This window comes from Coprococcus sp. AM100_B19A (assembly GCF_027662015.1).
In the GTDB taxonomy this organism is placed as follows: Bacteria; Bacillota; Clostridia; order Lachnospirales; family Lachnospiraceae; genus Allocoprococcus; species Allocoprococcus comes.
The window spans coordinates 52374-70732 of record NZ_JAQDKN010000013.1 but is presented as its reverse complement, the minus strand read 5'-3'; the positions used below and the strand labels follow the sequence as shown (position 1 = coordinate 70732).

19 protein-coding genes are annotated in these 18359 nt (G+C 44.0%); 3 read left to right on the top strand and 16 right to left on the bottom strand.

The window, feature by feature from the left end:
* Positions 1 to 99 precede the first annotated feature (99 nt).
* Entirely contained in the window at positions 100 to 813 is a 714-nt protein-coding gene (locus PGQ33_RS12700) for a GTP pyrophosphokinase (RefSeq protein WP_243002793.1), read from the top strand.
* Between the two features lie 77 nt (positions 814 to 890).
* On the opposite strand, the gene PGQ33_RS12695 is transcribed toward PGQ33_RS12700, so the two are convergent.
* The gene (locus PGQ33_RS12695) at positions 891 to 1892 is read right to left on the bottom strand and encodes an asparaginase (protein WP_022220814.1); all 1002 of its coding nucleotides are present in this window, start codon (positions 1890 to 1892) and stop codon (positions 891 to 893) included.
* Between the two features lie 29 nt (positions 1893 to 1921).
* The gene (locus tag PGQ33_RS12690; protein WP_008371469.1) at positions 1922 to 2458 is read right to left on the bottom strand and encodes an HD domain-containing protein; all 537 of its coding nucleotides are present in this window, start codon (positions 2456 to 2458) and stop codon (positions 1922 to 1924) included.
* 156 nt (positions 2459 to 2614) lie between these two features.
* On the opposite strand from PGQ33_RS12690, the gene ymfI reads away from it, so the two are divergent.
* Positions 2615 to 3349 carry an elongation factor P 5-aminopentanone reductase gene (gene ymfI, locus PGQ33_RS12685; RefSeq protein WP_270205846.1) on the top strand — a complete coding sequence of 245 codons (735 nt, stop codon included), beginning with the start codon at positions 2615 to 2617 and terminating at the stop codon, positions 3347 to 3349.
* Positions 3350 to 3352: 3 nt separating this feature from the next.
* Here the strand turns inward: ymfI and PGQ33_RS12680 are convergent, their stop codons facing one another.
* The 9 genes from PGQ33_RS12680 to PGQ33_RS12640 form a co-directional block, all read right to left on the bottom strand.
* The gene (locus tag PGQ33_RS12680; protein WP_270205845.1) at positions 3353 to 4108 is read right to left on the bottom strand and encodes a hypothetical protein; all 756 of its coding nucleotides are present in this window, start codon (positions 4106 to 4108) and stop codon (positions 3353 to 3355) included.
* A gap of 205 nt (positions 4109 to 4313) precedes the next feature.
* Positions 4314 to 5066 carry an exodeoxyribonuclease III gene (locus tag PGQ33_RS12675; RefSeq protein ID WP_022220816.1) on the bottom strand — a complete coding sequence of 251 codons (753 nt, stop codon included), beginning with the start codon at positions 5064 to 5066 and terminating at the stop codon, positions 4314 to 4316.
* 29 nt (positions 5067 to 5095) lie between these two features.
* The gene (truA, locus tag PGQ33_RS12670; RefSeq protein WP_270205844.1) at positions 5096 to 5875 is read right to left on the bottom strand and encodes a tRNA pseudouridine(38-40) synthase TruA; all 780 of its coding nucleotides are present in this window, start codon (positions 5873 to 5875) and stop codon (positions 5096 to 5098) included.
* A 54-nt stretch (positions 5876 to 5929) separates the two neighbouring features.
* Positions 5930 to 6694, bottom strand: coding sequence for a type III pantothenate kinase (locus PGQ33_RS12665; RefSeq protein WP_008371460.1), 765 nt, complete (start codon positions 6692 to 6694; stop codon positions 5930 to 5932).
* Positions 6695 to 6696: 2 nt separating this feature from the next.
* Positions 6697 to 7362, bottom strand: a complete 666-nt coding sequence (locus PGQ33_RS12660; RefSeq protein ID WP_173700001.1) for an ECF transporter S component — start codon at positions 7360 to 7362, stop codon at positions 6697 to 6699.
* 56 nt (positions 7363 to 7418) lie between these two features.
* Positions 7419 to 8618: a bifunctional phosphopantothenoylcysteine decarboxylase/phosphopantothenate--cysteine ligase CoaBC gene (coaBC, locus tag PGQ33_RS12655; RefSeq protein WP_008371456.1), complete on the bottom strand. Its 1200-nt coding sequence runs from the start codon at positions 8616 to 8618 to the stop codon at positions 7419 to 7421.
* A 14-nt stretch (positions 8619 to 8632) separates the two neighbouring features.
* Positions 8633 to 9082 (bottom strand): transcriptional regulator NrdR, encoded by a 450-nt coding sequence (gene nrdR, locus PGQ33_RS12650; protein WP_022220817.1) that lies wholly within the window; start codon positions 9080 to 9082, stop codon positions 8633 to 8635.
* 118 nt (positions 9083 to 9200) lie between these two features.
* A complete protein-coding gene (locus PGQ33_RS12645) occupies positions 9201 to 9896 on the bottom strand; it encodes an NUDIX hydrolase (protein ID WP_270205843.1) in 696 nt (231 codons plus the stop codon).
* 81 nt (positions 9897 to 9977) lie between these two features.
* On the bottom strand, positions 9978 to 10235 hold the full coding sequence (locus tag PGQ33_RS12640; RefSeq protein WP_055156107.1) for a PRC-barrel domain-containing protein: 258 nt from the start codon (positions 10233 to 10235) through the stop codon (positions 9978 to 9980).
* A 278-nt stretch (positions 10236 to 10513) separates the two neighbouring features.
* Here PGQ33_RS12640 and arcC point away from each other — a divergent pair, with 278 nt between their 5' ends.
* A complete protein-coding gene (arcC, locus tag PGQ33_RS12635) occupies positions 10514 to 11443 on the top strand; it encodes a carbamate kinase (protein ID WP_117557150.1) in 930 nt (309 codons plus the stop codon).
* 653 nt (positions 11444 to 12096) lie between these two features.
* On the opposite strand, the gene PGQ33_RS12630 is transcribed toward arcC, so the two are convergent.
* The 5 genes from PGQ33_RS12630 to PGQ33_RS12610 form a co-directional block, all read right to left on the bottom strand.
* Positions 12097 to 13230, bottom strand: a complete 1134-nt coding sequence (locus PGQ33_RS12630) for a toxic anion resistance protein (protein WP_055262143.1) — start codon at positions 13228 to 13230, stop codon at positions 12097 to 12099.
* Positions 13231 to 13251: 21 nt separating this feature from the next.
* Positions 13252 to 14628, bottom strand: a complete 1377-nt coding sequence (locus PGQ33_RS12625; RefSeq protein ID WP_242999970.1) for a 5-bromo-4-chloroindolyl phosphate hydrolysis family protein — start codon at positions 14626 to 14628, stop codon at positions 13252 to 13254.
* A 14-nt stretch (positions 14629 to 14642) separates the two neighbouring features.
* Positions 14643 to 15194, bottom strand: a complete 552-nt coding sequence (locus tag PGQ33_RS12620) for a hypothetical protein (RefSeq protein WP_055156041.1) — start codon at positions 15192 to 15194, stop codon at positions 14643 to 14645.
* A gap of 217 nt (positions 15195 to 15411) precedes the next feature.
* Positions 15412 to 17376: an ABC transporter permease gene (locus PGQ33_RS12615; RefSeq protein ID WP_117557152.1), complete on the bottom strand. Its 1965-nt coding sequence runs from the start codon at positions 17374 to 17376 to the stop codon at positions 15412 to 15414.
* Positions 17369 to 18136: an ABC transporter ATP-binding protein gene (locus PGQ33_RS12610; RefSeq protein ID WP_270205842.1), complete on the bottom strand. Its 768-nt coding sequence runs from the start codon at positions 18134 to 18136 to the stop codon at positions 17369 to 17371. Before PGQ33_RS12610 ends, PGQ33_RS12615 begins: the two co-directional genes overlap by 8 nt.
* Positions 18137 to 18359 lie beyond the last annotated feature (223 nt).

Sequence of the window (18359 nt, the reverse complement as noted above, 5' to 3'; positions counted from 1 at the left end):
TTGTTATTTTTAAAACAATTTCCGTACTCTGTATGCTATGCACCTTACCATAGATATGCTATAATAATATAAGCAACCAGAATAAAGAGGAGTAATCATATGGAGACACAACTTAACCTGATTCCGGCTTCTGAGCATCCCACTGCGCTGGAATCACAGTGGCTAAATGCGATTAGTCCGGCTGATTTTATCAATAATAATAAGAACTTTGATGTTCTGATGATGAAGTATCGCTGTGCGATCCGTGAGATCCAAACAAAGCTGGAAGTCCTTGATGATGAGTTTTCAGCAGTAAACAGACGCAATCCAATCTCATCTATCAAATCACGTGTAAAAAGTCCTGCCAGCATCTATGAAAAGCTGCGCAGACGTGATCTGCCATTTACAGAGGAGAGTATTGTCAAGAATTTGGACGATGTCGCCGGAATCCGGGTGATCTGCCCGTTTATCAGTGACATTTATACAATTGCCAACCTGATCACTTCACAGGATGACATTACCGTTCTTAAGATCAAAGACTACATAAAAGCACCAAAGTCAAACGGTTATCGAAGCTATCATATGATCGTTGAGATCCCGGTTTTCTTTACAGAGGGAAAAGTTCCAATGCGCGCCGAAATCCAGATCCGCACGATCGGAATGGATTTTTGGGCAAGTGTAGATCATCAGCTTCGTTACAAAAAAACAATCGGTGCTGACAAAGATATCGAGGCCATCGAAGCCGAACTTTTGAAATGTGCACAAACCGTAAGCGAGACGGACTGCCACATGGAAGAGATCAAAGACATGATCGGCGACTTTGAAAAAATCTAACCGGATAAAATTAAATATTCAAAAAGAGGAAGGTGTTCCATTCATCCGGAATCCTTCCTCTTTTATTTGCACCTGCTTTATCCTCTCTTTGTAAAAAGGATATCGTGATTGATCTGCGTGTAAAATGCTTTCTGCATATCCTGTTCTTCTCTTCCCATCAGCCACATCAGCTTTGTGATCACTGCTTCCAGCGTCATATCATAGGCTTCGATCATATTGAAATCCTGCTTAACTTTTTTCCCGACTTCATAGACCGTCATATTACTTCCCTCGTTGGCAACCTGTGTTGTCATCACGACAAATTTGCCCTTGCCTGACCATTTTTCCATCTCCTGATAGAATTCCTGAACAAGCGTCTGCGGAATACCACCTACGCCAAAGCTTTCAATTACCAGACAGTCATAGTGTTCAAACAGATAGGACAGAATATCCGGCTTCATTCCCGGGATCAGCTTTAATACATATACACTGTCTTTCATATCATAATAAAACTTAACTGCATGGCGGCACGGGATCTCCGGAATATACCGGACCAGGATACCATCCTGAATAACTGCAAGATACGGAAAATTGATACTCGAAAATGCATTGTAACTCTTTGCATGCTCTTTTTTTGCACGTGTTCCGACAATTACCTTTCCGTCAAATACAAGGTTGACCCCCTGGGAATCATCATCCGCCGCATAAATAAAGCTGTCCAGCAGATTTGTCTTCGCATCTGTCACATCCATATTGATCGGCTTCTGCGCTCCTGTAACAACAATCGGCTTGGCTGAATTCTGTATCATATAAGAAAGTGCCGCCGCTGTATATGCAAGCGTATCCGTGCCGTGGCAGATTACAAACCCATCATAATATGCATAATTGTCTTCCACTGCTTTTACCATCATTTTCCAGTGTTCCGGTGTTACATTCGTGCTGTCAAGATTACACACCTGCTTTGTCTGAACCTCACATACATTTTTTACAGCCGGAATATAAGATAAAATATCCTCCGGTGTCAGTCCCGGTGCCAGTCCATCCTTTGTCTGACGGGATGCGATCGTCCCACCTGTACCTAACATCAAAATCTTCTTCATCTTTGATTGTCCTCTCTTCTACCTCATTATTATCCAAAATTTTTGTCAATCAGACTACAGTATTCTGCAAATGCTTCTGTCTCTGCAAATGCTTCCCGTAATGCTTCTCTGACGCCTTTATAATACCATCCGATCGTTGCTTTGTCTTTCATTCGGAATCTGTTCCACAATTCCTCTCCACATACAGGATAATCCCGATCAATATCCCGCATATTCGACAGCTTGTCCGCAAGTCCGATCATCTGAACCTCAATTGGTGCTGTCTTAAGCCTTTCTATGGTTGCACTTTTTCTTTCCATCCAGGTCTTGGATTTATCTTCGCTTTCCTGTGATACGATTCCCGCAACTCTTGCTGAAAACATCTCTTTTAACACATTTGCATCCACACCCTCACAGTCCTCGATCGTATCATGCAGGATTGCTGCACTGATGATCTCCTCATCCTGTGTCATCGTGGATACTATCTTTCCTACTTCCATCGGATGTACAATATACGGTCTGTCGGTCCCCTTCCGATACTGACCTTCATGTACTTTGGTGGCAAAATCAATGGCTTTCTGTACCATGTTTTTCCTCCTTGCATCTGTATGACATTTTTTCAATATTTATCATAACACCAGCGTCTTTAAATCACAAGAAAATCAGTGTATAATATTGTCTGATTATGTAGAAAAAAACAACTGTAAAGTAATTCTTATAAATAGCAAAAGGAGTTTTTATAAATGAACAGAAAACAGATTCTTGTCACCGGCGCTTCCCGTGGAATCGGAAAAGCCTGCGCTATCCACTTTGCAAAAGAGGGATGGCATGTATTTTTAAACTGCCGCAAATCCATCAGTGAATTGCAGGCTACTGCTGATTTTATCACAAAGGAAACCTCCGGTTCCTGCGAAATCCTTCCTGGAGATGTAGGTGTTCCATCCGAAGTCAGACGTATCTTTGACCAGATTGAAATGTCCGGCTCCGGTCTTGACGTACTCATCAACAATGCCGGAATCTCATGGATGGGACTTCTGACGGATATGAGCGTTGAAGAATGGAACCGAATGATTTCCACTAATCTTTCTTCCGCATTTTACTGCTGCCGCGCAGCACTTCCTTATATGATCCATCAGAAAGCCGGACGCATCATCAATATTTCTTCGATGTGGGGAACTGTCGGTGCTTCTTGTGAAGTCGCTTATTCTGCCACCAAATCCGGTCTGAACGGTCTTACCCGCGCACTTGCAAAGGAACTTGCGCCAAGCAATATCCAGGTCAATGCGATCGCCTGTGGTGTCATCGATACCGTAATGAACGATCTTCTGGATGCGGAAGAAAAAGCTGCCCTCGCAGAAGAAATCCCTGCCGGACGTTTCGGGACACCAGAAGAAGTCGCGCTTCTCGCATGGCAGCTTGCAAATGCCCCTGCCTATCTTACCGGACAGATCCTGGGCATGGACGGCGGATATATCTAACTCCTACTCCCAGATCTTGTCCCACTTTGCGTAAAGTGTAATACTGGATGCCGGGTATCTTTCGGATTCCCGGTTTTCCAGAAGCTTTGTCTGCTCCGTATATTTCTCATTCAGCTCATCTTCAAGGGTCCCATACTGCTCCTGTTTTGCAAGCTCTGCCAGTTCTTTTTCCTGCACAACTCCAGCATCAGTCCACGCATACCATCCTTCAAATCGATATCCGTCTTTCACTGCCGTTGGCATACATCCTTCACTTAACCGAAGGCTCTGCCCATACACAGTATAGTCTGCCGCAAATTTTCTTTTGTTCTTTCCTTTATTCAGCCCGGCTTCAAGCTCTTCACCATTTCCCCTTGTCGCAAACAGCCTTCTTCCGCCTGCTGTTGCCGTACCGTAATTCTCGATCTCACCACCTGCAGCGTCATAATAAATAACCGTATAAGGTGCCCAGACATATGCCGTACCAAACTTTTCTGTCTCTGGCCCTGTCCCATTTCTGTCAAACCGGAATCCGTAATGGTATTCTTTTCCTTCATAAAAATAAGTGAAAAATCCTGGTATCCCTGCCGGGATCCCAACCTCCTGATTTACCGACTTGTGAAAATCAAACCGGATCAGCTCTGCTCCATCCGGTGTCTCCCCATCATCTGCGTAAACCGATATTCCTGCACTATTGCACGCCCAGACAATCACTCCACCAAACATCACCAGCAGCAAATACCGAACTATCATCGTCCAGATACTTCCAATCCGTTCCATACATGTCCCTCCTCATCCCAAAAGCTAAATTACCCATGTATATTTATATGCAGGCAGAATTTTATATATTCCCTCAAACAGAATCATCCACTATCCCTGAACGAAAAATTTCAAAAAAATAAACTGATCAGATTCCATCGCACAAAAGTGAATCTGATCAGTTTATTTTTTTACAATTTGATGTCGCAGCTTATCGATCTCACCCCTACTTAAAATCCAGTTCCACCGGACAGTGGTCAGACCCAAATACATTTGTCAGAATCTTCGCATCTTCCAACCTGCTTTCCAGTGCTTTTGATGTACAGAAGTAATCGATACGCCAACCTGCATTCTTTTCTCTTGCCTTAAACCGGTAGGACCACCAGGAGTAAATTCCTTCTTTATCCGGATAGAAATAGCGGTAAGTATCAATGAATCCCGCATCCAGAAGTGCTGAGAATTTTGCTCGCTCTTCATCTGTAAATCCGGCATTCTTCCGGTTGGTCTTTGGATTCTTCAGATCAATTTCTTTGTGTGCCACATTCAAATCTCCACAGAAGATCACCGGTTTTGTCTCTTCCAGCTTCTTAAGATAAGCAAGAAACGCATCTTCCCAGGTCATACGGTAGTCAAGTCTTGCCAGTTCGCTCTGGGAGTTCGGTGTATACACGGTAATAAAATAAAAATCCTCAAATTCCAGTGTGATCACGCGCCCTTCCTGATCATGTTCTTCTATCCCAAGTCCGTAAGTAACCGATAACGGCTCTTTCTTTGTAAAAATTGCAGTCCCTGAGTATCCTTTTTTCACAGCCGAGTTCCAGTACTGGTGATATTCCGGCAGATCAAGTACAAGCTGCCCTTCCTGCATCTTTGTCTCCTGCAGACAGAAAATATCCGCATCTGCCTCTTTAAAAAAATCCATAAATCCTTTCTGCACACATGCACGGATTCCATTTACATTCCATGAAATAAACTTCATCTCTTCTCTTTCCTCCATTTCTTTGGTTTTTATTTTTCGCTGATCTTCTGTACCGCTTTTTTAAGCTCCGCTTCTGTATAAAAAACACGGCCTAAAAACAGTCCCTTCGCCGGTGCCGGAAAACCAGATTTCTTCCGGTCTTTCGCTTTCAGAATCTCCGGTATCTCTTCCGCTTTTATTTTCCCGATTCCCACATCCAGAAGCGTTCCGGTAAGTATCCGGACCATATGATATAAAAATCCATCTCCGATCCACGATAACGTAAGTGTATCCTTTTCATACACGATCCCGACCGCATAAATCGTCCGTACCGTATCTTTGTCCTCTTTCAAATCCGTAAAGGCGGAAAAATCGTGGGTTCCCATCAGATACTCTGCTGCTTTTTCCATCGCAGCGATATCGACCGGATGTGGAAAATGAAACCGGTATTTCCGATGAAATACTTCCATCTTGTCACGCAGATCGATCTGATACTCATAGCATTTCCCGACCGCACTCTTTCTTGCATGAAAATCCCGTTTTTCTCTGCTGATATCCACCACTCTGATATCTTCCGGGAGAAGTGCATTTAACTGCTTCTTAAAACTGTCCATATCAATTTCTTGTTCCAGATACAGACTGCACTCCTGCCCTAACGCATGTACACCACTATCCGTTCTTCCTGAACCACTGACCACCATCTTTTTCCCTACAATTTCTGAAATCCGCCGTTCCAGAATTCCCTGTACAGTAAGTTCCGTATTCTCCTGTCTCTGCCATCCACGATACGCCGTTCCATCATAGGCAACTGTTATCCGGTAAGTATTCATCCTTTTATAAAAGGGGCGAAAACTTTATAAGTCCTCGTCCCTGTCACCTTTCTGTTATCTGTTTTTCCGGTAAATGATCAGAAGTCCTTTCAGGAGCAGATCGTCATCCAGTATGACCTCTCTCTTGCAGTACGGAACAATCTTCTTGGAAAGTCCACCTGTTGCGATTGCAGTCATCGGCTGTCCAATCGCTTCCTCAATCCGGTCAATAATTCCATCGATTGCCGCTGCACTGGAATAGAGAACACCACTCTTCATACATTCGATCGTATTCTTTCCGACAATCCGCTTCGGTGCTTCCAGACCGATTCCCTGAAGCTGGGATGCATTTTCCGTCAGGGCGTTCAGTGAAATATTCACTCCCGGATAGATCATGCCTCCGATATAATTTTTCTTTTCATCGATCACACTGACTGTTGTCGCCGTTCCCAGATCGAAAATCATCATCGGTGCTTTGTATTCTGCAATTCCGGCAACTGCATTTGCCACCAGATCACTTCCGAGCTGTGCCGGATTATCCATCAGGATATTGAGTCCGTTCTTCACGCCAGGTCCGATGACCAGTGTCTCTTTTTTCAGAATCTTTTCTGCCGCCTCTTTTACAACATATGTAATCTGCGGAACTACCGAGCTGATGATCGCTCCTTCCAGCTTCTCCGGTTTGATTCCGTGAATATCCAGAACCATCTTAATATCAATCGCATATTCCAGTTCCATCTTTGTCTTGATCGTGGAAAGTCTTTCGATAAAATAGGTTTTGTTGTCATCCACACATCCAAGTACAATATTTGTATTTCCTATATCAATCGCAAGTATCATTTTTACACTCCTAATCTTTCCTGTACCCCTTTTTTCATCAGTGTTTTCCCAAGTACCAGCGTGATCACCGCCGCTACGATCGCCTCCGGAATCCCATTGATTCCGATAATGCTCAGAATAAATCCATATACCGCCTTTACGGTAATACCATTGGCTGCCGCATAATCATTTCTGAAAAATACAAAAATAAGATTCATGACAAGAAGCGTATTGGTCAGTGCTCCGGAAAGTCCTGCCGCAATCAGTCCAACAGAGGATACTCCATTGTTTTTTGAAAGCTTCTTAACCAGACGGTAAACATAAAACGGTACTACACCGATCAAAATACGTGGCACAAAACAGATGATCAGACTTCCGATCCCTCCACTGTATTCACCCAAACTGTAAAATGGGGTAAATACGAATGATGTCAATGTCGGATTTATCGTATTATTGATAAAACTTGTAAAACCAAACACGCCTCCAAGCGCTGCGCCCTTCTTCGGTCCAAGCATCAGCGATCCCATGATCACCGGGATATGGATGATCGTCGCCCTTGTAAATCCCAATGGGATATATCCGATAAACGGGGTGAATGCCAGCACTACAATAAGTGCTGCGAAGATTGCCATCTGTACGAGTCCTTTTGTTTTGGACATGGATGTAGTACGTTCATTGCCTTGATTCATTTTTCTTTTCCTCCTGTTACTATTCTCTTTACGAGATACAATACATTTTGGCTTTTTTATTTATTCATACACTCCAGAATCTTGTCCAGAATACAAGCTGCTGTCTCTTCCTTGCTGATCATTGGAAGTGCAGTCTCATCTTCCTTCGTGATCAGCGTCATCTGATTTGTATCGCCCTGAAATCCTGCTCCGGCAACTTTAAGATTATTTGCCGCGATCATATCCAGCTTCTTCTTTTCAAGCTTCTTTCTGGAATTTTCAACCATATTCTCGGTTTCCATCGAAAATCCACACAGGAACTGTCCGTCTTTTCTGTGCTCTCCGAGATATTTCAGAATATCGTCTGTCTTTTCCAGTTCCAGACTCATCTCACTGTCCGATTTTTTCACCTTTTCATCCGCAATATGCTTTGGCCGGTAATCTGCAACCGCTGCTGCTTTACACACAATGTCTGCATCTGCTGCCTCTTCCTTTACCGCCTCGAACATTTCCTTTGCAGTCGTGACCGGAACAATCTTCACAAACATCGGCTTTTTGATCTCTGTCGGTCCGGTGACAAGCGTAACATCCGCTCCTCTTGCCACAGCAACGCGTGCAAGAGCATATCCCATCTTACCGGATGAGTGATTCGTAATGTAGCGCACCGGGTCGATTGCTTCTCTTGTAGGTCCTGCTGTGACAAGAATTTTCTTTCCGGTCAGATCTTTCTCATAAGCAGTATCCCGATAAATATATTCATACAAAGTCTCCGCTTCCGGCATCTTCCCGGCTCCGTTATCTCCGCATGCCAGATGTCCACTTGCCGGCTGAATCACTTCATATCCATAATGCTCCAGAAGTTTTAAATTATCCTGTACGACCGGATTCTCATACATTCTTGTATTCATCGCCGGTGCAAGGATCTTCTTACATTCGGCACATGCCATCACAGTCGTAGTCAGCATATCATCTGCAATCCCGTGTGCCAGCTTGCCGATCACATTTGCCGTGGCAGGTGCGATCATCACAATATCTGCCCATTTTGCCAGTGTCACATGCTCCACACTGTACTCAAAATTGCGGTCAAATGTATCGATCAGGCACTTATGCTGTGTCAGCGTCTCAAATACCAGCGGATTGATAAAATTCGTTGCATTCTGTGTCATCACAACTTTCACATCGTATCCTGTCTTTACCAGCATACTTGCCAGTGTTGCAATCTTGTACGCCGCGATACCGCCGGTCACGCAGAGCAATACTGTCTTTTTCCGTTCCATTTGTCTTTCCCCTTTTATTCTAATATTTTCTTCAGTTCATCCATGAAGGTATTCACGTCTTTAAATTCCCTGTATACCGATGCAAAACGTACATAAGCAACCGGATCCAGCTTTTTCAGACTTTCCATAACAATCTCACCGATCTGGCTGCTCGGAATTTCTTTCTCTTCCCGGCTGAAAATCGCTGTCTCGATCGAGTCGATCGTTGCCTGAATATCTGCTGCCGCTACCGGACGTTTATAGCACGCCCGGAGTACTCCGCCTTCCAGCTTAGTACGGTCATACTGCTCGCGGTTGTTGTCCTTCTTGATCACGATCAGCGGTATGGTCTCCACCTTCTCATAGGTTGTAAAACGCTTGTTGCACGCATCACAGGATCTTCTCCTTCTGATCGTCGTTCCGTCATCTGCCGGTCTTGAGTCGATGACTCTTGTATCAATGTTACCACAATATGGGCACTTCATCTTTTTTCCTCCTGCCTGGTTCTTGATTGATTCTACTGCCGAATCACGCACATTTTTAATGTCTATAGTATAAATCCTGTATACAGGGTTGTCAACAAATTCACACTTTATCAAAAAGCTATATAAGCCGGCTTTCCACCAGCTTCCATGCCTGTACGATCAGTGCCGCATGGTCACAGGCGATCCGGTCCGATTCTTTTACCTTATAATAAGTCTCTCTTACCAGTCCACTTCTTTCCTTTTTTTCAACGATTGCCGAAATTGTAAGCTCTGCTTCTTTATTTTCCAATGCCAGTCGATAAATGGTTCTCTTCCAATCTCCATCCTCCTTCACCGATTCTGTCTGACAATGAAGCTGCATCCACTTTGCATCCGCCGCATCGTCACCAGCCTGCACCTTTACCTGCCCTTCATCCACAACCGAAAGATATGCCGATGTAATAATCCGTGCCCTCGGATCACGGGTCACATTCCCATAGACTGCAAACTGCTCCATCGGAAGATCCGCCACGCCGGTCTCTTCGATCAGTTCTCTTCTTGCCGTATCTTCCAGATTCTCATGAAGTTCAATAAACCCACCCGGCAGCGCCCACCAGCCAATGCTCGGATGATTCCGCCTTTTCACCATCAGAACTTTCCATTCTCCGTCCACTACCTTTCTTTTGCAGGAGAATATAACTGCATCGGTTGTCACACAAGGATTCTTATATTTATAAGGATCATACTCTTCCAGAAATTCTTCCAGCGTCTGTCCCTTTTCATTTTCGTTTCCGTTTCCCCGGAATGGCTCGATTTCTTTAAAAAATGCTGTCATTTTTCTTCTCTCCTTTGTCTTTTTACTTGTTCTCATTTATTTCACTGAGCAGTCTGCACTCTTCTTCCTCTTTTACTATTCTTATTTACACGGCTTCAGACATTTGTCCTCTTTAATTTCCACAAGAATAATATCCTCTCCAATCCTGCGAATACACTCAAACGGAATAATATACTCCGCATCATACCCAAGAAATCCACAGATTCTTCCCGGTCCCGGTACGATCAATGCTTCCACACACCCTGAACAGATATTGATCTGCAGATCTGCAACAAACCCGAGCCGCTTGCAGTCACATATGTTGATGACCTCACGCTCTTTTAATCCGCAAAATCGAATCCGTTCCTCTTTCATACTGCACCATCCATCGGACTTCTTATTATATTATATGAACATCTCCCCTTGTTGTCAGCATATTTTCTAAAAATCCCCGTCCTTGTGCCATTTAGCTTCTGCCCACCAGTAATTCCTTTTTATACTGTGCATTTTTGCCAACTAATGATTGCAATTTCCATAAAAAAATACTATAATTTTTATATATTTTTTATCGCTGTTGTCTGCGTTATATGTTTTTCATACGCAGACAATTCAAATTCTGAGAAACAGAGGGATGTAATATGAAGAAAAAAGTTGTTGTTGCATTAGGACACCGCGCACTCGGAACCACACTTCCAGAGCAGAAGGTTGCCGTTAAAAAAACTGCAGTTTCCATTGCAGATCTTGTTGAAGAAGGATACCAGGTAGTAATCACACACAGTAATGGACCTCAGGTTGGTATGATCCATACTGCTATGAACGAATTCAGCACCAATCATCCGGATTATACCGCTTCTCCGATGTCAGTCTGCTCTGCTATGTCGCAGGGTTACATCGGATACGACCTGCAGAATGCGATTCGCGAAGAACTGATCGGACGCGGCATCTATCGCAGCGTATGCACCGTTATCACACAGGTAACTGTTGATCCATATGACGAAGCATTCTATACACCAACCAAGATTGTCGGACGTATCATGAACGCAGAAGACGCTGCCGCTGAACGTAAAAAGGGCAATTATGTAGTAGAAGTTCCTGGTCAGGGCTTCCGCCGTGTCGTTGCTTCTCCAAACCCGGTTGATATCGTAGAAGTTGATGCCATCCGCACCCTTACCGATGCAGGACATATCGTAATCGCCTGCGGTGGTGGCGGAATCCCGGTACTCCAGCAGAACAATCACCTCAAAGGTGCCAGCGGAGTCATCGAAAAAGATCTTACTGCCGGCAAGCTTGCTGAACAGATTGATGCTGATGAACTCATCATCCTGACCAGTGTGGAAAAGGTATGCTTAAACCACGGAAAAGAAGATGAAGAAGAACTCGATAATATCTCCGTAGAACAGGCTAAGCAGTATATGGATGAAGGACACTTCGGAATCTACAACATGCTTCCAAAATTCCAGGCATCCGTAGGATTCATAGAAAAGAAAGAGGGAAGAAGTGCTCTGATTACTTCTTTTGATACTCTGAAAGATGCTCTGAAGGGTAAAACCGGAACTGTTATTGAATAAATGTACAAAAGGGACGACATAAAGGACTCCGTTTTCTGTGGGTAGAAATGGTGAAGAGTCCGTAGAGAAAAAATGCACCAGTAATTTGGATACCGGGCTGATTCGCGGAATAATCCTGATGATTATTCCACTCAGCAGCCCTCTGGATTTCGTGCTTGTAGCACGAAACCAGATCCGAGTTACTGGTGCATTTTTTCTAACGGACTCTAGCACCGTTTCTAATTACAGAAAACGGAGTCCTTTATGTCTGTGCGCTGGCAAACTTTTAGTTTCATAAGCATTCACACTAAGCACTTTATTCCTACCACCTGCCATCTCCTCTACTCGCCCCACCCCATACCGGGGGCAGCCTCCAGGCGTCCCCCCCCCCGTGGAATACAGCAAGGCAGGGACAAGTAGATTCTGTTTTTTTATGTTAGAAAGCGGCGATTAGGGTCCGTTGTAAAAAGGCAGCCGGTAATTTGGATCTGGTTTCGTGTTTCATACACGAAATCCAGAGGACTGCTGAGCCGAATAATCATCAAGATTATTCAGCGAATCAGTCCGGTATCCAAAATTACCGGCTACCTTTTTACCTACGGACTCTTCGCCGCTTTCTCCTCATAAAAAAACAGAATCTACTTGTTCCGGCCTGTATGTCATCCACCAAACGCTTACCCCTGAACCTGTAACAGCTTCGCTTTCAGTTCAGCTTCGATGCGTTGCATTTCCACCTCTGCCTGCTGACGTTTCTGGCGGCCTTCCTGTTGGATCTGCATGACTTCATCGAAGGTTGCGATCAGCGATTCATTGGTTGCTTTTAAGGTTTCAATATCTACGATTCCACGCTCGGATTCTTTGGCAGTCTCTACAGTAGCAATCTTCAGCTTTTCTGCGTTCTTGCGCAGGAGTTCATTGGTCATATCGTTGACCTCTCTCTGGGCTGCGGCTGCCTGTGCGGAATGTTCTACACCAAGGGCGAGTACCATCTGGCTTTTCCAGAGTGGGATCGTATTGACGAGTGTAGACTGGATTTTTTCTGCCATCATTGTGTCGTTTCCCTGTACCAGACGGATCTGTGGTGCGGTCTGCATGGCGATTGTCTTGGTCAGTTCCAGATCATGCAGTTTTTTCTCAAAACGTTCACATCTGGAATCCAGATCTTTTGCTGCCTGTGCATCCTCAGCAAGTCCACTTGCCATCGCTTTATTCTTCAGTTCCTGTAGCTCGCCGTTTCTTGTCTCGGCAAGCTTCTGCTTTCCGGCAAGCACATACATGGCCAATTCTTTATAATATGTCAGGTTCACTTCATACATCTTGTCCAGAAGCGCAATGTCTTTCATAAGCTGCACTTCGTGAGATTCCAGTGCTTTGACAATATTGTTTACATTGGTTTCTGCTTTTGCATATTTGGCTTTCATTGCCTGGATCTTGTTTCCGCCTTTTTTGAAGATTCCGAGGAATCCTTTTTCCTCTTCCTCATCAAATCCTTTCAGTTCTGTCACCACATCACTTAACAGTGTGCCAACCTCTCCAAGATCTTTTGTTTTTACATTTTCCAGTGCTTTTTCTGAAAAATCTGCGATCTTCTTCTGGGTTCCGGCTCCGTACTGAAGAATCATGTTAGAATTGGCGAGATCAATTTTTTCTGCAAATGCACTGACCATATTCTTTTCTTCCGGTGTCAGGACGATCTCCGGTGTTTCCGGTTCTGCCTCCTGATAAATCTGCGGAGTCTCTTTTTTTTCTTCCTGGAACGGATCCAGCGTCAGCTCCGGTGTTACATTAAATTCTTCAAAATCGTTCATACTCTTCTTCCTCCTGCGACTTTATTTTTTCATTCCGTCCTCTTTCAGACCTTCCTGTGCAAGCATGGTATTCAATACGGAAATATCCGATGAGACATCCCACATGGTATCCTGAAACAGGTCATCCAAAAGCTTCTCAAACGCCGTATTTAAAGTATCGAGCGTTGCCTCAATCTCACGTTTTGCAGTCTGGATATTTTCTCCATCAACCGGCTGTCTGTCAAGCTGTTCATATGCTTCCAGAAGCTTGATCGTCGTCGGAAGATAATATTCCATCAGCTTACGGATATCCGAAACTGACTGTGGATTTTCTTCCACCCGGTCGAAGATCCGGTCTACCAGCATCTCCATCCGGCTGATCTTTGCGGAAATCTCTTCTCCCGGAATGGCTTCATTACACTCGTGGATCTTTCTGATAAAAGCATCCCCCTGGTCAATGATCTTCTGCACCTCCGGTGCCAGCTTTTCATTCTTTGCTTCTTTTTCTTTTGTATTTTCCTGTGTCTTCTCTTCTTTCTTTACCGGCTCTTCCGCTTTCGACTGCTGTCTGCGGGTTTCGATCTGTAAATATTCTTCGTAAGCACGGTTTGACAGGATCAGGCATTTCTTCTCACCATCCATGTGCCCCTGACGGAACCAGCCTTTAGAAATCATTCTTTCCAGATCCTTTGTCACAAATTTTATGGATTTTCCGGAATTGCTTCCGATCTCCGAAATATTGCAATACTCTCTGCCTGCAATCCTGCGGCTGTAGTTCTTGAATCTTCCAACCTGTTTCAGAAGCTTAATGCCCCATCCTGTGATCATGCCACTTGCTGCCGTAAACAGTCCAAATACCGCACGCATGATCCATAAAGCCCCCGGACTTTCCGGCAAAGAAGCAATACAAGATGCAAGGAACAGAATCAGAAATATAAGTGCTATGCTTCCGCCTACTGCGATCATGACAATTCCGCCTGCCTTTGTTCCCGTCGTCGATCCATACAAGACAGGTGACTGCTGTGCATTGCTGTATCCATACCGGCTGCTGCCCTGTGATTCCGCCTTATAGTCCTGCATATCCGGATTCCATGCTCTTCCATTTCCATCCGTTCCGCTCCACCTGTAAGTTCCAAACGGAGGTACACCTCCTCCAGGCGTTCTTCCCCATCTGTCAGTCCCGCCCATCTGTCCATATCTTCCACGCGGTCCTCCCGGACCTCTTCCCATATTTCTCGTTGCCTGATCAAACGCATTTCCAAAAGAACGCATGCCCTGTTCCGCGCCATTTACCGCACCATTCACTGCCCGGTTGATCGTATCTGTGATCGTCTGGTTCAGCTTCCGGTAATCCTGCGAGTCTACAGCATCCTGCACGGTTCGTCTGATCTCTTCTCCAAATCTTTCCCAATCCTGCATTTTCAGCTTCTCCTTTATTTTGAAAACTTGATCCTGTCATCAATTCCGTGCGAAAGAACATAATCAAAAACGGTCTTTGGCACCAGATCATCCCACTTTTCATCTGCCAGGATCCTCTGCCGGATCTGGGAACCTGATACCCCTTTTTCCTCTTTAGTCCTTCTCCAGAGAACTTCCACCGGAATTCCAAGCTTCTCAAAACGCTTCTCATTGTTCGCAGTCCATTCATCACAGATACTCATAAAGCAGACCGCACCCTCCGGCAGATACTGCCCCAGATATTCCACTCTGTCAATCGGAAATGGGATGATCTCAAACTCTTCTCTCGGCACTCCGAAACTGAGCAACGTATCACGAAGCATCTCATAACGCTCAATATAAGTCAGAGGATTAGCGCTCCGTCTTACCCGGTAATTGTCTTCCTCACCCCCTGATACGTGCAGATCATCCGACATAGTGATTCCTATATAAAGCCTTTTGCAGCGCATCTTTGCCGCCAGAATATATTCCACATGTTTGAGATGCAGAATCTGAAATCTTCCATATACCAGCCCTTTTTCTATCATTTATACATCCCTTGCTTTCTGTAATTTTATCTTTTCAATGATGTTGAGGTCAAAAGGTATTTTAACCCTTTTGATACCAGATTGCTACGTGCTTTGCACTCTCGCAATCCTTTTCAATTAGTCTATCTGTATTCTACTACAGAACGGTCGTTCTTAGCAAGAAATACCTCTGTATACGACAAAAAGATGACTTTCGTCACCTTTTTGTCTTTTTCTTCTATTCAACGATTTTATAATATTCTTTTGCTGTTATCACAAATACGATCACATAAAAGACGGCAAAGATTCCCACTGTACCGGCAGTGCATCCGAAGAACAGCTTTGTATTTTTCAGATAAAATATGGCTAAAAGCTTTGTGATCACCGGAAATGCAACTGCAATATGGATGATTGCCATCGCAAGCGGCAGGAAGAATACCATCAGGATCTGGCTGCGTATCGAACTTTTGACCTCGCGTTTGCTCATTCCTACCTTCTGCATGATCTGATAGCGTTCTCTGTCATCAAAGCCTTCGGAAATCTGTTTGTAATAAATGATCAGCACCGTTGCCATCAGGAACAGGCTTCCAAGATACATTCCAATAAAAAACACACCGCCATACAGACCAAAGAAAGTCTCTTTTTCAAGATATCTTCCCTGTACGCCAGTATGTTCAAATTCACTTTCTGCCTGTGCTTTCAGCTCTTTGACAGCTTTCAGCTTCTGATCTTCGCTGCCCCTTAAATTGAATGACTCCCTCCATTTTACCGGTTTGTCCTCTGCCTCGAGCTGGTATTTTTCCAGATAATCTTTCATAAACTCTTTTTCATCACTGACGATCATATAATATACATTTTCTGTATTAGAATCACTCTTCTTTCCAAAAGGTGCAGTATCCAGTTCCTTCTTGACCATCCATGTTTCCTCATCAATCCTGATCTTATCCTTTCCGTAATTTTCCCCATTTGTAAAAAGAATAGCTTCCTTATCCCCAAGCTCCATCCTTTCGCCTGTCAGCTGATTATAATCTGCCAACCTAATCACATCAAAAAACACTATATCAGATGACGAATTATCCTTTATCATAGCAGAAGTATATTCTTCTCCGTTTTTTATCTTAACAAGCTCTGCCATATGCCAGCTCTTCTCATCTGTGATCTCTACCTGATTATCCCGGCAGATCTTTTCCACCATGTCATGCAGCTTCTTATTTTCCACATCATCAGATACCGAATTTGTGATATACACTTCCTGCGGATACCTTGTTCTTAAGACATCCTCCTTTCCAATGTACAAAGATACGGTAGACGAAATGATCACCAGAACCATAGTACTGAGTACACAGATATTTGACAGCCCGACTGCATTCTGCTTCATTCGGTAAAGCATGCCGGATACGGATGTAAAATGCTTTGTTTTATAATAGAAATTTTTGTTTTTCCGAAGCAGCTTTAAAAAAGCAATACTTCCTGCTGTAAAAAGCGCATAGGTTCCGATAATGACACAGATTACTGCGACAAAGAAAAGTTGAAGCGCCTTAAGTGGTTCTTTTGTCGTAATCGCAATGTAATAACCGATTCCAAGGAAAATGATTCCAGCCATAGTCAGGAACCATTTGGTTTTTGGCTCGCGCTCGCCCTGACTTCCCGCATGCAGAAGATCGATTGGATTGGCAAGCCGGATCTGCAAAAGATTATAGATCAGAGTCAATGCAAAGATCAGTGTGAAAAAGAGAACGGTATTTCCGGCAATCTCCCATGACATCCGAAATGCCAGTTTATCGTCATAATGAATCATTCTTTTCAAAAGTGCATACATCAGCTTTGCAAGCGCAGTTCCGAAAAAGATTCCGCCCAGGATACTGACCGCACCGGTTACAACCGTCTCGATCACCAGCATTTTCGCAAGCTGCGGTTTCCCCATTCCGAGAATATGATACACTCCAATTTCTCTTTTCCTTCTTTTGATCAGAAAACTGTTGGTGTAAAACAGAAAGATCAGTGCAAATGTTTCTATTACATGAACACTCAGACTTAAAATAATCTGTAATGCTTCCTGGTTCATTGGCGAATTTGCCGCCAGATTCGCCATCATATAATACATCATCACCGTTAAAATGGCAGTCAGTACATAGGGAATATATGTCTTCCGGTTATTTTTCAGATTGGAAATGGCAAGCTTTGTATAAATCGATCTATTCACGGTGCTCACCTCCTGTAGTGAGAACCGTCAAGGTGTCGGTGATCTTCTGGTACATCTCGTCACTGGTCAGATTGCCACGGTAAAGCTGATGAAAAACTTCCCCATCCTTGATGAAGAGGACTCTCTTTGCCGTGCTCGCTGCTTTGACACTGTGCGTTACCATGACAATCGTCTGCCCGTTATCGTTGATCGCATTAAAGAGTCCCAGAAGCTCATCCGTCGATCTGGAATCAAGCGCACCGCTCGGTTCATCGGCAAGGATCAGCTGCGGTTGTGTGATCAGAGCACGTGCAATGGCTGCTCTCTGCTTCTGTCCACCGGATACTTCATATGGATATTTGTTCAGAAGCTTACTGATTCCCAACTGCTCTGCGATCGGCGCGATCCGACTCTCCATTTCCGTGTATTTCTTTCCAGACAAAACCAGCGGAAGGAAAATATTATCCTTCAGGGTTAGTGTATCCAAAAGGTTGAAATCCTGAAAGACGAATCCAAGATTCTGCCGCCGGAATGCTGCCATCTCTTTTTCTCGGATCTTGCTGAGATCATTCCCTTTTAAGTAAACATTTCCACCAGTCGGCTTATCAAGTGCAGCCAGGATATTCAGAAGTGTAGTTTTGCCACTTCCGCTTTCTCCCATAATTGCTACATATTCGCCTGCTTCTACGGAAAAGCTGACGTTATGCAGCGCCTCTACCTGATTTCCTCCGAAACGGGTTGTGTATATCTTTTTTACGTTCTTTACGTCAAGTAATGCCATGGTTTTTATGACCTGCCCTTCTTTTTTATTTGATAAAGTCATTATAAAAAAGTAAGGGATTTCCTTCCATCGAAGTAAATGACAATTTGTGTGGGGTTTCTTACATTTTTGTAAGGATCGGGTTGGAAAAGACTCATTTGGTGAAAGAGACGCCGCCAGAAAAAATAAATATTCCAAATTCCTTTGTGCAAACCATTCCGATGAACCACTTAGGACGGGAATC

What these genes read in the sequence shown, in the direction of transcription:
- PGQ33_RS12700 (WP_243002793.1), top strand. Translation starts at nt 100, where the DNA reads ATGGAGACACAACTTAACCTGATTCCGGCTTCTGAGCATCCCACTGCG.
- PGQ33_RS12695 (WP_022220814.1), bottom strand. Translation starts at nt 1,892, where the DNA reads ATGAAGAAGATTTTGATGTTAGGTACAGGTGGGACGATCGCATCCCGT.
- PGQ33_RS12690 (WP_008371469.1), bottom strand. Translation starts at nt 2,458, where the DNA reads ATGGTACAGAAAGCCATTGATTTTGCCACCAAAGTACATGAAGGTCAG.
- ymfI (WP_270205846.1), top strand. Translation starts at nt 2,615, where the DNA reads ATGAACAGAAAACAGATTCTTGTCACCGGCGCTTCCCGTGGAATCGGA.
- PGQ33_RS12680 (WP_270205845.1), bottom strand. Translation starts at nt 4,108, where the DNA reads ATGGAACGGATTGGAAGTATCTGGACGATGATAGTTCGGTATTTGCTG.
- PGQ33_RS12675 (WP_022220816.1), bottom strand. Translation starts at nt 5,066, where the DNA reads ATGAAGTTTATTTCATGGAATGTAAATGGAATCCGTGCATGTGTGCAG.
- truA (WP_270205844.1), bottom strand. Translation starts at nt 5,875, where the DNA reads ATGAATACTTACCGGATAACAGTTGCCTATGATGGAACGGCGTATCGT.
- PGQ33_RS12665 (WP_008371460.1), bottom strand. Translation starts at nt 6,694, where the DNA reads ATGATACTTGCGATTGATATAGGAAATACAAATATTGTACTTGGATGT.
- PGQ33_RS12660 (WP_173700001.1), bottom strand. Translation starts at nt 7,362, where the DNA reads ATGAATCAAGGCAATGAACGTACTACATCCATGTCCAAAACAAAAGGA.
- coaBC (WP_008371456.1), bottom strand. Translation starts at nt 8,618, where the DNA reads ATGGAACGGAAAAAGACAGTATTGCTCTGCGTGACCGGCGGTATCGCG.
- nrdR (WP_022220817.1), bottom strand. Translation starts at nt 9,082, where the DNA reads ATGAAGTGCCCATATTGTGGTAACATTGATACAAGAGTCATCGACTCA.
- PGQ33_RS12645 (WP_270205843.1), bottom strand. Translation starts at nt 9,896, where the DNA reads ATGACAGCATTTTTTAAAGAAATCGAGCCATTCCGGGGAAACGGAAAC.
- arcC (WP_117557150.1), top strand. Translation starts at nt 10,514, where the DNA reads ATGAAGAAAAAAGTTGTTGTTGCATTAGGACACCGCGCACTCGGAACC.
- PGQ33_RS12630 (WP_055262143.1), bottom strand. Translation starts at nt 13,230, where the DNA reads ATGAACGATTTTGAAGAATTTAATGTAACACCGGAGCTGACGCTGGAT.
- PGQ33_RS12625 (WP_242999970.1), bottom strand. Translation starts at nt 14,628, where the DNA reads ATGCAGGATTGGGAAAGATTTGGAGAAGAGATCAGACGAACCGTGCAG.
- PGQ33_RS12620 (WP_055156041.1), bottom strand. Translation starts at nt 15,194, where the DNA reads ATGATAGAAAAAGGGCTGGTATATGGAAGATTTCAGATTCTGCATCTC.
- PGQ33_RS12610 (WP_270205842.1), bottom strand. Translation starts at nt 18,136, where the DNA reads ATGGCATTACTTGACGTAAAGAACGTAAAAAAGATATACACAACCCGT.